This window comes from Stenotrophomonas sp. STEN056 (assembly GCF_056759635.1).
Map to the genome: position 1 here is coordinate 39,384 of NZ_JBRRDL010000010.1, position 12,870 is coordinate 52,253.

At 62.7% G+C, this 12,870-nt stretch carries 12 protein-coding genes; 6 read left to right on the top strand and 6 right to left on the bottom strand.

The window, feature by feature from the left end; genetic code table 11:
• Nucleotide 1: 1 nt before the first annotated feature.
• The 5 genes from lapB to cmk form a co-directional block, all read right to left on the bottom strand.
• Nucleotides 2–1,180 carry a lipopolysaccharide assembly protein LapB gene (gene lapB, locus ACVOLO_RS07805; protein WP_481569683.1) on the bottom strand — a complete coding sequence of 393 codons (1,179 nt, stop codon included), beginning with the start codon at nt 1,178–1,180 and terminating at the stop codon, nt 2–4.
• A 6-nt stretch (nt 1,181–1,186) separates the two neighbouring features.
• Nucleotides 1,187–1,483: a LapA family protein gene (locus ACVOLO_RS07810; RefSeq protein WP_481569684.1), complete on the bottom strand. Its 297-nt coding sequence runs from the start codon at nt 1,481–1,483 to the stop codon at nt 1,187–1,189.
• 81 nt (nt 1,484–1,564) lie between these two features.
• On the bottom strand, nt 1,565–1,870 hold the full coding sequence (locus ACVOLO_RS07815; RefSeq protein ID WP_481569685.1) for an integration host factor subunit beta: 306 nt from the start codon (nt 1,868–1,870) through the stop codon (nt 1,565–1,567).
• Nucleotides 1,871–1,960: 90 nt separating this feature from the next.
• Complete coding sequence (rpsA, locus tag ACVOLO_RS07820) at nt 1,961–3,640, bottom strand: 30S ribosomal protein S1 (RefSeq protein WP_481569686.1); 1,680 nt, start codon at nt 3,638–3,640, stop codon at nt 1,961–1,963.
• Nucleotides 3,641–3,837: 197 nt separating this feature from the next.
• Entirely contained in the window at nt 3,838–4,515 is a 678-nt protein-coding gene (gene cmk / locus ACVOLO_RS07825) for a (d)CMP kinase (RefSeq protein ID WP_481569687.1), read from the bottom strand.
• Nucleotides 4,516–4,705: 190 nt separating this feature from the next.
• On the opposite strand from cmk, the gene ykgO reads away from it, so the two are divergent.
• The 6 genes from ykgO (at nt 4,706) to ACVOLO_RS07855 (ending at nt 9,434) form a co-directional block, all read left to right on the top strand.
• A complete protein-coding gene (ykgO, locus tag ACVOLO_RS07830; protein WP_057628212.1) occupies nt 4,706–4,831 on the top strand; it encodes a type B 50S ribosomal protein L36 in 126 nt (41 codons plus the stop codon).
• Between the two features lie 137 nt (nt 4,832–4,968).
• On the top strand, nt 4,969–5,289 hold the full coding sequence (locus ACVOLO_RS07835; protein ID WP_481569748.1) for a hypothetical protein: 321 nt from the start codon (nt 4,969–4,971) through the stop codon (nt 5,287–5,289).
• Between the two features lie 62 nt (nt 5,290–5,351).
• Nucleotides 5,352–6,392 (top strand): agmatine deiminase family protein, encoded by a 1,041-nt coding sequence (locus ACVOLO_RS07840; protein ID WP_481569688.1) that lies wholly within the window; start codon nt 5,352–5,354, stop codon nt 6,390–6,392.
• A gap of 385 nt (nt 6,393–6,777) precedes the next feature.
• On the top strand, nt 6,778–7,665 hold the full coding sequence (locus ACVOLO_RS07845; RefSeq protein ID WP_481569689.1) for a carbon-nitrogen hydrolase: 888 nt from the start codon (nt 6,778–6,780) through the stop codon (nt 7,663–7,665).
• Nucleotides 7,666–7,678: 13 nt separating this feature from the next.
• A complete protein-coding gene (locus ACVOLO_RS07850; RefSeq protein WP_481569690.1) occupies nt 7,679–8,209 on the top strand; it encodes an N-acetyltransferase family protein in 531 nt (176 codons plus the stop codon).
• Nucleotides 8,202–9,434 (top strand): TraB/GumN family protein, encoded by a 1,233-nt coding sequence (locus ACVOLO_RS07855; RefSeq protein ID WP_481569691.1) that lies wholly within the window; start codon nt 8,202–8,204, stop codon nt 9,432–9,434. Before ACVOLO_RS07850 ends, ACVOLO_RS07855 begins: the two co-directional genes overlap by 8 nt.
• 362 nt (nt 9,435–9,796) lie before the next feature.
• Here the strand turns inward: ACVOLO_RS07855 and ACVOLO_RS07860 are convergent, their stop codons facing one another.
• Nucleotides 9,797–12,868 (bottom strand): efflux RND transporter permease subunit, encoded by a 3,072-nt coding sequence (locus ACVOLO_RS07860; protein ID WP_481569692.1) that lies wholly within the window; start codon nt 12,866–12,868, stop codon nt 9,797–9,799.
• Between the last annotated feature and the right edge of the window lie 2 nt (nt 12,869–12,870).

Here is a 12,870-nt window from a genome sequence, read left to right on the forward strand (position 1 = left end):
CTCAGAGTACCGCGTAGTTCAGCAGCGGCTTGACCGTGCCCCACTCCTTGCAGCTCGGGCATTGCCAATGATGGGTACGCGCACCGAAGCCGCAACGGGTACAGCGGTAGGCAGGGTTGCGCACCAACAACTGGTCAGTGATGTGTTTGAGATCCTGCAGGGTGGCAACCGGATCAGCACCTTCAGCCAAGGTCAGGTCGATCAATGCCGATTCACCGCGCACCGAAGGACGATCCTTCAACTGGCGGCCCAGGTACGCACGCGCAGGCGCAGTACCCTCCTGCTCCTCCATCAGGTGCGTCAACGCCAGCACTGGCGCGATGCCGCGATAGTGCTCGGTCATCTCCGCGAGGAACGCTCGGGCGCCTGCAATATCGCCAACGTTGCGATAGTTCTTGACCAACTGCGGCAGGATCTCCGGCAGGTAGTCCGGGTCATTGCGGGCGGCACGTTCGAATGCCCGCACCGCAGCCTCATCATTGCCGAAATCACTTTCCAGGCGGCCTTCGATGATGCCTGCACGCACGCTCATGGCATCGGCAGCATTGGCGCGGATGATCGCCGCACGCGCGTCGTCCAGACGACCGGCCGCACGGTAACGCTCGGCCAGCTCGCACTCGAACTGACCAATCAACTTGCCCATCGGCTCATCGGTGACCTGCTCGTAGCGGGTAGCGTTCTCGATTGCCTTTTCCCAGTCGCGCTCGGCCTGATAAATGCTGATCAAGTGCTTGAGTGCCTGCGGCGCGCGCTGATCCAACTGCGCCAGCTCGGTGAACACAGTCTCGGCCCGATCCAGCAGACCGGATTTCATGTAGTCCTCGCCCAATGCCAGCAACGCCTGGACGCGCTGTGTATCGCTCAGATCCCCCCGGTTGACCAGCCCCTGGTGCAGACGGATGGCGCGATCCACCTCGCCCCGGCGCCGGAACAGATGGCCCAGCGCAACCTGCGTCTCGAAGGTTTCCTTGTCCAGCTCCGCAATATGCAGGAACAGCTCGATCGCCTTGTCCGGCTGTTCGTTAAGCAGGTAATTCAGGCCACGGAAATAGGTGCTGGAAAGACGACTGACCTGTTTTTCACTATGACGCTGGCCACCACGACGCCCCACCACCCAGCCGCCAACCGCGGCAATCGGCAGGCACAGGAAAAACCAGAACCACTCACTGATAAAGGCCATCTTCGATCAGCGCCCATCAAAAGGAGAAGGAGATTGCACGGAAGCCGCTGACTCGGGCGTCGCCGCGGAAACGGCCTTGTTGGCGCGCCGCAGTTTGGCGTACATCGGCACGACCAGCCCGGCCAGCACCATGCCGCCGCCCACCAGGGCACCAATCAACAATGAGGCAATGATCGCGACGCCAGACGTGGTCTTGAGCACCCAGAACGCCAGGCTGATTTCAAGCGGCTGCGAGTTGAGCGAGCCAACCACCAGTCCGCCGACAAGCACTGCCAGCAGGATCAATAAACGGACGATCTTCATGCGGCAGCTACTCCAGTAAGCAAGAGGCCGTAGCTTACCGAATCAGCGCATGAATGCGCAGCAAGGCAACGGCAGCCTGTCTCAGGCCGGGTCGCCTTCCAACGGCACAACGGAACTGACGCGCTCGCGCAATTCCTTGCCTGGCTTGAAGTGCGGCACATGCTTGCCCGGCAACGCCACCGACTCACCCGTCTTCGGGTTGCGGCCCAGGCGCGGCGGGCGGTAATGCAGCGAAAAACTGCCAAAACCGCGGATCTCGATACGATCCCCGGAAGACAACGCCCCTCCCATCATCTCCAACAATGACTTCACCGCCAGATCGACATCATCGGCCTTCAGGTGCGCCTGGTGGCGCGCGAGGATTTCGATCAGCTCGGATTTGGTCATTGCGTACTCGCCAATGGCAGGGTCTCAACCCTGAAGCGGCCCGGATTGATATCCGGGCCGCCCAGGTCATATCTGCAACAGAATGCCCGATTACTCGGACTTGTTGCCATTCAGCTGTGCACGAAGCAGCGCACCCAGCTGGGTGGTGCCGCCGGAAGCGGACTGGTAGTCCTCCAGCGTTTCGCGCATTTCGGCATCGTCCTTGGCCTTGATCGACAGCTGCAGGGTACGACCCTTGCGGTCCATGCCCACGAACTTGGCTTCGACCTTGTCGCCAACCTTCAGGTGCTGGGTCGCGTCGTCCACACGGTCGACACTGATGTCGCGTGCAGCCACGTAACCTTCGATGCCGTCGGCCAGTTCAATGGTTGCGCCCTTGGCGTCCACTTCCTTGACCACGCCCTCGACCTTCGAGCCCTTCGGATTGATCGCCATGAACTGGCCGAACGGATCCTGCTCAAGCTGCTTGACGCCCAGCGAGATGCGCTCGCGCTCCGGATCGACCGCCAGAACGACGGCTTCCAGGGTGTCGCCCTTCTTGTAGTTGCGGACCACGTCTTCGCCGGTGGTGTTCCAGCTGATGTCCGACAGGTGCACCAGGCCATCGATACCGCCGTCCAGGCCGATGAAGATGCCGAAGTCGGTGATCGACTTGATCTGGCCGGAGACCTTGTCGCCCTTCTTGAAGATGGCGGCAAAGGTTTCCCACGGGTTGGCAGCAACCTGCTTCATGCCCAGCGAGATGCGGCGACGCTCTTCATCAACGTCCAGCACCATCACTTCGACTTCGTCACCAACCTGCACAACCTTGGACGGGTTGACGTTCTTGTTGGTCCAATCCATCTCGGACACGTGCACCAGGCCTTCGACGCCCGGCTCGATCTCAACGAACGCGCCGTAATCGGTCACGTTGGAGACCTTGCCGAAGACGCGGCTGTTGGCCGGGTAACGACGCGAGATGTTGTCCCACGGATCTTCGCCCAGCTGCTTCAGACCCAGCGAAACGCGGTTGCGCTCGCGGTCGAACTTCAGCACGCGCACGTCCAGCTCGTCGCCGACGTTCACGACTTCGGACGGATGGCGCACGCGCTTCCATGCCATGTCGGTGATGTGCAGCAGGCCGTCGATACCGCCCAGGTCCACGAATGCGCCGTAGTCGGTCAGGTTCTTGACGACACCCTTCAGGATGGCGCCTTCCTGCAGCTTGTCCATCAGCTGCTCGCGCTCTTCCGAGTGCTCGCTCTCGACAACTGCACGACGCGACACGACCACGTTGTTACGCTTGCGGTCCAGCTTGATGAGCTTGAATTCCAGCTCCTTGCCTTCCAGGTAGGCCGGGTCGCGCACGGGGCGCACATCGACCAGCGAACCGGGCAGGAATGCGCGGACATCCTTGATGTCCACGGTGAAACCACCCTTGACCTTGCCGCTGATGCGGCCGGTGATGGTTTCGTTCTTTTCCAACGCTTCTTCCAGCTCGTCCCACACCATCGCGCGCTTGGCCTTCTCGCGCGACAGGACGGTCTCGCCGAAGCCGTTCTCGAGCGAGTCGAGAGCAACCTTCACCTGGTCGCCCACACCCACGTCGATCTCACCAGCGTCGTTACGGAACTGTTCGATCGGCACGATGCCTTCGGACTTCAGCCCGGCGTTGATCACCACCACGTCGCCACGAACGTCAACGACGGTACCGATGACGATGGAGCCGGGCTTCAGCTTGGCCAGGTTGGCTTGACTGGCTTCAAACAGTTCGGCAAATGATTCGGTCATTAGATTTACTCAGTTGGACACACGGGCAGCGGACCTGTTGCGGAAATCCGTACTGCCCAGCCTGTTGGACGACCCCATGAAAGCGGCCGCATGTGAATGAAAAAGCCCACCACGCACCATTGCGCAGCGGGGTTGTTGCAACTTCATCTTTACTGCGACTGCGGCCGATGCATTGACCGCACTCAACACTGCGTGGATCAGAGGCCCGTTGCGGGGATCAGATCCAGCACCTTGGCAACGACGTCGTCGATGCCAATTCCGCTGGTGTCGATGAGGACGGCGTCGTCGGCCGGCCTCAGGGGCGCCACTGCGCGCTGTGCATCACGGGCGTCGCGGGCCATGATCTCGCGCAGGAGGTCATCAAAGTTAACCGAAACCCCTTTTTCTTTCAACTGCTTATGCCGCCGCTGCGCGCGCTCCTCGGCGCTCGCAGTCAGGAATACCTTGAATGGGGCATCGGGGAAGATGACGGTCCCCATGTCACGACCATCGGCCACCAGCCCCGGCAAAACCCTGAATGCGCGCTGCCGCTCTTTCAGCGCGGCCCGCACCTCGGGAATGGCCGCAATCGCCGAGGCCAAAGCCCCCGTGGTTTCAAGGCGCAGCTCGTCCGTGGCATCGGTGCCGTTCACCAGCACCCGCAGGCTTTCACCCTGTTCCGTGAACTGAACCTTGGTGTCGAATGTGCAGCGCACCAGGGCCGAAGCATCGGAGGTATCGATGTCCGCCCAGCTGGCGGCAACCCCTACCGCCCGATAAAGCGCACCTGAATCCAGGTAGTGCCACCCCAGCCGCCGCGCGACGATGCGACTGACGGTACCCTTGCCTGCCCCGGACGGGCCATCAATGGTGAGAACGGGGGGGAATTGGCTCATCTGGCTGCCTGATCTGGACAAGAATCGGGGTATTCTAGCGCCCTGCGCAGCCGCTCCGGCGCCCCGTTCAACGCAACCACTTGAACGCGCATGGAATTAGCCGGTAGAATGGCGGGCTTGAACGAGCGTCATCCTGCATATCCGCGGCCGCGCTCTTGAAATTTCCAACAGTTATCCGCCGAGGTATGCAATGAAAGTCCTGTCCTCCCTGAAGTCGGCGAAGACCCGTCACCGTGATTGCAAGGTTGTTCGCCGTCGCGGCAAGATCTTCGTGATCTGCAAGTCGAACCCGCGTTTCAAGGCTCGCCAGCGCTGAGCCGGTCGGCGCAAGCCGGCACCGGAATCCGAAAGGGCTCCGGCTTTTCGCAAAAAGCCGCCTCCGGGCGGTTTTTTGTTGCCGCATTTTTGCTGTAATCGTCACCTGTCCTCTGGGGAGAAGCGACCATGAAGCAAATGTTGAAAACACTGAGCCTGATCACCGCACTGATCGCAGCACCTTCGACAATGGCCGACACGCTGTTGATCGAACGCGCGCAGGAAAAACCTGCCGGCACGTTGCCGGCCCGCGGCGAAACCGCCAGCCAGGTCGAAGCCCGGTTCGGCGCACCACAGCAACGCCTGGAGCCGCGCGGCGGCCAGAAGCGCCAGTGGCCGACGATCAACCGCTGGGTCTACCCGGCATTCACCGTCTATTTCGAGAAGCAGCGGGTCATTGATGTCGTGGCCAACCAGGCCGCGCCGGATGAACTCGGCCCGAAACCGCCGATCCGCTGACGCATCCGCTCCAACACGGCGGCGGATCATGCCGGTCCGCCGCCCCGCATATGCACGAGAACATGAACGAAACGCTCCGCTTTCCAGCCGAATGGGAACCCCAATCCGGCGTCCTGATCGCCTGGCCACATGCCGATACCGACTGGGCCGACCGCCTGGCCGAGGTTGAAGAAACCTATATCGCACTGGTCGCGGCGATCACCCGTTTCCAGCCGGTGCTGATCTGCGTGGGCGATGACGACATCGAAACCTATGCCGAGATGCGCCTGCGCTCGAACCGCATCGACATGGAGCGCGTGCACTTTGTCACCGCGCAGTACGACGACACCTGGCTGCGCGATTCCGGCCCGATCACGCTCACGCGTGCCGATGGAAGCTTCCAGCTGCTCGATTTCCGCTTCACCGGCTGGGGCGGCAAGTTCGAAGCCAGCCTCGACGACCAACTGGTCGGCGTGCTGCACGGCGCAGGCGTGTTCAACACCAATGCCCAGGTGCACAGCATTCCGTTCGCACTGGAGGGCGGCGCGGTTGATACCGATGGCGCTGGCACCCTGCTGACCACCTGGCAATGCCTGCACGAGCGCCATCCCGAGCGTGACCGCGAATCGCTCAGCACCGACATGGCGCAGTGGATGCAGCAGGACCGCGTGCTGTGGCTGGACCATGGCTACCTGGAAGGCGACGACACCGATGCCCACGTCGACACCCTCGCCCGCTTTGCTTCAGCTGACAGCATCGTCTACCAGGCCTGCGACGATGCCAGCGACTCGCATCACGCCGAACTGACTGCAATGGGCAACGAGCTGGCCGCACTGCGCACCAAGGACGGCCAGCCTTACCGGCTGTTCCCGCTGCCGTGGCCGCAGCCGGTGATCGACGACGGCCGCCGCTTGGCCGCCTCGTATGCGAATTTCCTGATCATCAATGGCGCGGTGCTGATGCCTGCCTATGGCGACGCCGCCGACGACGCCGCGCGTGACGTGCTGGCACAGGCCTTCCCGGACCGCGAAATCGTGCAGGTGCCCTGCCGCTCGCTGATCTGGCAGAACGGCAGCCTGCACTGCATCACCATGCAGTTGCCGGCCGGCCTGCTGAAAAACTAAACGGGGCACAGGCAGTGCCGAGCCATGCTCGGCGGCTTTACCAGTAAAGAGCCACCCTCGCCCCAACCCCCGCTCCGCGCCCCGGCCCTTGCGCTGGCGCAAGGGCGTTCGATGGGCAACGAACCAATGGTTCGTAAGCTGCCCCTCTCACCCCGCAAGCGGGAGAGGAGCTCAAAGCGTGGCGCCGAGCGATGCTCGGCTGCCCTTCGTTCTGCAGCTGTGCAATCCGGACCTGCCACGCACACGCTCAGCCGAGCATGGCTCGGCGCTACCTGAAAGCGCCAGCACCCGCGCACGCACACCACAGCCCCCTCTGTTCAGCCCTGGCCGCATTGCGGGCGCGCATCCGCGTTAACATGCGCGTTTTCCACCGCAGGATCGCAGCATGAACTCGCGCAGCCCCCTTACCGTCGCCCTCATCCAGGAGCGCAACCACGGTGATGCCGCCGCCAATCTGGCGGTGATCGACGCACGTGTGGCCGAAGCTGCCGCGCAGGGCGCGAAACTGGTGCTGCTGCAGGAACTGCATAACGGCCCGTATTTCTGCCAGCACGAATCGGTGGACGAGTTCGACCTGGCCGAGCCGATTCCCGGCCCGAGTACCGAGCACCTCGGCGCGCTGGCCAAAAAGCACGGCGTGGTGATCGTCGGCTCGCTGTTCGAGCGCCGCGCCGCCGGCCTGTACCACAACACTGCGGTGGTCTTCGAAAAGGACGGCATCCTGCTGGGCAAGTACCGCAAGATGCACATCCCCGACGACCCGGGCTTCTACGAGAAGTTCTACTTCACGCCGGGTGACATCGGCTTCAAGCCGATCGATACCTCGGTGGGCCGCCTTGGCGTATTGGTGTGCTGGGACCAGTGGTATCCGGAAGCCGCGCGCCTGATGGCGCTGGCCGGTGCCGAACTGCTGCTCTACCCGACCGCCATCGGCTGGGACCCGGACGACGTGCAGGACGAGAAGAACCGCCAGCGCGACGCCTGGGTATTGAGCCATCGCGGTCACGCCGTGGCCAATGGCGTGCCGGTGCTGAGCTGCAACCGTGTCGGACACGAAACCTCGCCACTGGGCGCATCGGGCATCGATTTCTGGGGTAACAGCCATGTGCTCGGCCCGCAGGGTGAATTCCTGGCCGAAGCCGGCACTGAAGCCACGGTGCTGATCTGCGAGGTGGACCTGCAGCGCAGCGAACACGTCCGCCGCATCTGGCCGTTCCTGCGTGACCGCCGCATTGATGCCTACGGCGACCTGCTCAAGCGCTACATCGACTGATGCAAGGCCTGCCGTGAACCTGCAGCTGCGTCCGGCCACTGCGGCCGACATTCCCGCCATCACCGCGATCTACGCGGTGGAGGTGCGCGAGCTGGTCAACACCTACGAATACGAGGTGCCGGCCGAAAGCGAAATGGCGCAGCGCATGAGCGACATCCTCGCGCGCGGCTTTCCGTACCTGGTCGCCACGCTCGACGGCACGTTGGCCGGCTACGCCTACGCCAACACCTACCGCGGTCGCATTGCCTACCAATGGACCGTGGAAAACTCGGTCTATGTCGATGCCCGCTTCCAGGGCCACGGCGTTGGCAGCGCGCTGATGCAGGCACTGATCGATGAATGCACCGCACGCGGCTTCCGGCAGATGGTCGCCGTGATCGGCGAGCCCACCAATACCGCATCAATCAGGCTGCACGAACGCTTCGGCTTCCAGCTGGTTGGCATCTTCCGCGGCCTTGGCCGCAAGCACGGGCGCTGGCTGGATACAGTGCAGATGCAACGCGCGCTCGGCGACGGCGCCGACAGTGCCCCCACCAATGAATGACCCCATGAATGAAACCCCTATTGATGCTGGCGACGATGTGCTCGCCGGCCAGCCGGTGCGCATCGTCGAACGCGATGGCGTGCGTTACACCCTGCTCGGTACGGCACATGTCTCGCAGGCCAGCGTGCAGGCGGTGGAGCACGCCATCGGCAGCGGTCAGTTTGATGCCGTCGCAGTCGAGCTGGACCCGCAGCGCCTGCAGGCACTGACCAACCCGAACGCACTTGCACAGCTGGACCTGGTTGAGGTGATCCGCAAGGGTCGCGTGGCACTGTTTGCTGCCAACCTGGCGCTCGCTGCCTACCAGCGCCGCCTTGCCGAGCAACTGGGCATCGAGCCGGGCGCCGAGCTCAAGCGCGCGGTGACGTTGGCCAACGAGAAGAACCTGCCGGTGCACCTGATCGACCGCGATGTCGGCCTGACCTTCCGCCGTGCATCGCAGCAGCTGGGCTTTTTCGGCAAGCTGAAGCTGGTGGCGGGCCTTGGCGCCGGCCTGTTTTCTTCGGAGGACGTGGGCGAAGACGAAATCGAGAAGCTCAAGCAGGGCGACATGCTCGAATCGAGCTTTGGCGAGTTCGCCAACGAGAGCCCGGCGCTGTACGAAGCCATCATCGGCGAGCGCGACCGCTACATGGCCACGCGCCTGCGCCAGGAGCACAACCGCGAGCAGCGCAACGTGCTGGCGGTGGTAGGTGCTGGTCACCTGGCCGGCCTGGCCCGCTACCTGGAAAGCGATACCGAGGCACCCGATGTGCTGCGGGAGCAACTGGAGACGGTACCGAAGAAGCGCAACATTCCCTGGATCACGCTGGGCATTCTCGCCATCGTGCTGGGCGGCATTGGTTTTGGTTTCTGGAAGGGTGGCATGGGCATGGGCACCGACATGCTGCTGACCTGGGCAATGTTCACCGGCGGCCTGGCTGGCCTGGGCGCGCTGCTGGCGGCCAGCCATCCGTTGAGCATCCTCACTGCGATTGCTGTTGCCCCGTTCAAGCCGTTCCGTTTGAGCATTCCCACCGGCGCGTTCTCAGCCTTGGTGGAAACGCGCCTGCGCAAGCCGACGTATCAGGATTTCCTGCAGTTGCGTGATGATGCGCAGACGCTGAAGGGCTGGTATCGCAATCGTGTCACCCGCGTTGTGTTGACCTTCGTGCTGACCAACCTGGGCAGCATGCTGGGTTTGTGGCTGACGGGTTTCAGTGTTTATGGGAAGTTGGCTGGGTGAGGCTTTGGCGTTGAGGAATTGGCTTTGAGGACTTGGCTTTGAGGCTTTGGCTTTGGGGCTTTGGTTTAGAAGCTGTAAATGCTGTAAAGGCTTAAAAGCGCCCTCACCCCTACCCCTCTCCCGTAAACGGGAGAGGGGATTGGCTCTCATGCATTTTCTTTTGATGCTGCGTCATCAGCTTCGGCAGCCTGATCGCCAGCTTTGGCTTTGGCTGTTGCTTTGGCCTTTGATCCAGCCTTTGCCTTGGCTGTCCCCTCTCCCGCTTGCGGGAGAGGGGTTGGGGTGAGGGGAGCGGTTGCTTCTGATGTTGCTGTCGCATTCGCTTTTCGCAAACTCAGCAACTACAACCAGCCTCCCGCCCATCAGCCCTCGGCAGCAACCCCCTGCCCCACCGGCGGCAAGCCGCGTGCGCGCCGCACCAGTCGGGCAGCGCCAATGCGCAGATCATCCAGAATCGCGTAGATGGTGGGCAGGAACAGCAGGCTGACTACCGTGGAGAACGCCAAACCACCAGCGATCGCGCGCGCCATCGGATAGTACGGCGGCATGCCGTCGGCGGTGGTCGTGTTCAAGGCAATCGGAATCATCGCCAGGATCGCCGTGCCCATCGTCATCATGATCGGGCGCAGACGCTCGCGACTGCCTTCGATCAAGGCGTCCGTTCGCGGCATGCCACGCCGTCGCAGGTTGTTGATGTGCTCGATCATCACGATGCCGTTGTTCACCACCACGCCCATCAATACCAGGATGCCGATCACCGCCATGATGTTCATCTCGGTGCCGGTCAACCAGAACAGCCAGTACACACCAAAGATGGAAAACAGCACGCAGGACATGATCGCCGCCGGGAACAACAGCGACTCGAACACCGCGGCCATGATCACCACCATCAGGATCAGCGCGATCAAGATCGCCCGCAGCATCTGGTCCATGCCGTCGAAGTTGATGTTGAAACCCGCACCGCTGAACGTATAGCCATAGCCTGGCGGGAACTGCACGCGGTCCAGCGTTTCTTCCACCGATTTGCGTGCCTGGTCCATCGGCACATCCTTGGCCAGGCCGGCTTCGATGCGCAGCATGGTCTGCCGGTTCAGGCGCTGGATCGAGTTCGCCGCCGGGTTGACGTTGACATCCACCATCGCCAGTAACGGGATTTCCTTGCCGCTGGAACTGCGCACCATGAACGAGGACAAGTCCTCGATGCTGTACTTCTCAGAACCTGAAAAACGCACATTGACCGGAATTTCCACATCATCACGATGGAAATCACGCAGTGACGAGCCACGCAGCGCCATGCCGACGAACTGCGCCACCTGCTGGGCACTGAAGCCATACGACGCGGCACGCTCGCGGTTCACCCGCACCGCCAACTCGGAGTTGGCATCGCCCACGTCCACACGCACATCGCGCAGTTTGGGATCACGCGCCAGGATCGGCACGATGTCATCGGCCAGCTCGCGCAGGGTCTGGCTGGAATCACCCACCAGGCTGAAACGCAGGCCCTGCCCATCGCTGCCCATGCCGCCCGGCCAGCCGATGCCGATCTTGGCGCGCGCCGACTGCGGCAGGCCCTTGCGCACTTCTTCTTCGATCTTCTTGCTCTGCTCGCGGTCGTCGATGCTCAGGTACAGGCGCGTCTGCGCCCAGCCCTGCTCGGCAAAACGGCTGTACACGCGTTTGATCTTGAACTCGTCACGATGCGCATTGACGAAGTCCTCCACCCGCTCCACTTCCTTGCCCATCTCCTCCTTGGAGTAGGAGCCCTTCCACTGGTAGAAGATGTTGATCTCATCCGGATCGTTGTCATCGCCGCCACCAACGGTATGGGTCATCGGCCAGACGCTGATCAACGACACCAGCGCGATGCCAGCCACGCTCCAGCCGCGGTTCTGCAGGGTCCAGCGCAGCGCGCGGGCATAACGGGCCTGCAGGCGGCTGATCAACGGGGACTTCACCGCCGGCGGGGTTTTCATCCGCGCCGACAGCATCGGGATCAGGCTCACCGCCACCAGCCACGAAGCCAGCAGCGAGAACGAGATGGTCACCGCCAGCTGCGAGAGGTAGATGGTGATGATGTTCTTCTCACCGAACATCATCGGCAGGAACACCACGCAGTGACACAACGTGCCGGCAGACAACGCGATGGCCACATGGCGGGTACCGATGATCGAAGCCATCTCCGGTTTCCCGGGGTACTTCTCGCGCTCCTGGTAGATGCTCTCCACCACCACCACGGCGTTGTCCACCAGCATGCCCACCGCCAGCAGCAGGCCCATCATCGAAATGATGTTCAGGCTGATGCCGGTGAAGTACATGAAGCCCAGCGTCATGATGAAACAGATGGGAATCGCCATCGACACCATCAGCGTCGACGGCCAATGTCGCAGGAAGGCATACAGCACGATCACCGACAGCAACAGGCCGATGGCGCCGGCTTCGGCCAGTGCCAGCAAGGAACTGGTGACCGCCTTGCCCGAGTCCCACGCCACTTCGATATCGACGCCGCGCAGGGCCGGGTCTTCGCCCAGCCGCTCGACTTCCTTGTTCACCGCCCGCGACAGGTCCACCAGGTTGGCCGAACGTTCCTTGTAGATGTCCACGCCGACACTGGGCTTGCCTTCCATCCGGCGCACATAGCTCATGCGCTGTGGCTGCAGGCTGACCTCGGCGATGTCGGACAGACGCGTGCCCCGGTTGTTGATCGGCAGGTCGCGCAGCTCCTGCACTTCCAGCAGCTCGCCCTTGGGCTGCACCCGCAGGCGTCGGCCGTCTTCGGTGATCTGCCCCGCCGAGACGGCGAAGTTGGCCGCCTGCAGCTTCTGCACCAACTCATTGAGCGCCACGCCGTGCGCACTGATGCGGTCCTTGTCCAGGGCAATCAGCACTTCCTGCTTGGCCACGCCTTCCACTTCGACACGGGCCACGCCGGGCAGACGTTCCAGACGCTGCTTGATGGTGCGTTCGATCATGTCAGCGCGCGCGGTCAGGTCTTCCGCACTGTTCAGGCGCAGGCTGATCGCTTCCTGGTCGCTGGTGCTCCAGCGCTGCACGTAATAGCGGCGGAAGTCGTCCGGCAGCTCGTCGCGTACCGCGTCGATGCGCTCGCGCGCTTCGGAGGCCGCCATGGCGATGTCGCGGTCCCAGTCGCTGAATTCGACCTGGATCTGGCCGCCCTCTGCGTTGGCCCGCGAGTTCATCGTCTTGATGCCCGGCATCGTGGCGATGGCCTCTTCCACCGGCCGCAGCAGATTGCGCTCCACCTCTTCGGGCGTGGAGCCCGGGTACGGCAAGGCAATGAAGAAGAACGGAATGGACGCTTCCGGCTCGGCTTCCAATGGCAGCTTGAGCGCAGCGATCAGGCCGATCACCACCATCGAAACAAACAACATGATGGTGGTGACGGGGCGGCGGATGGACAGCTCGGTGATATTCATCC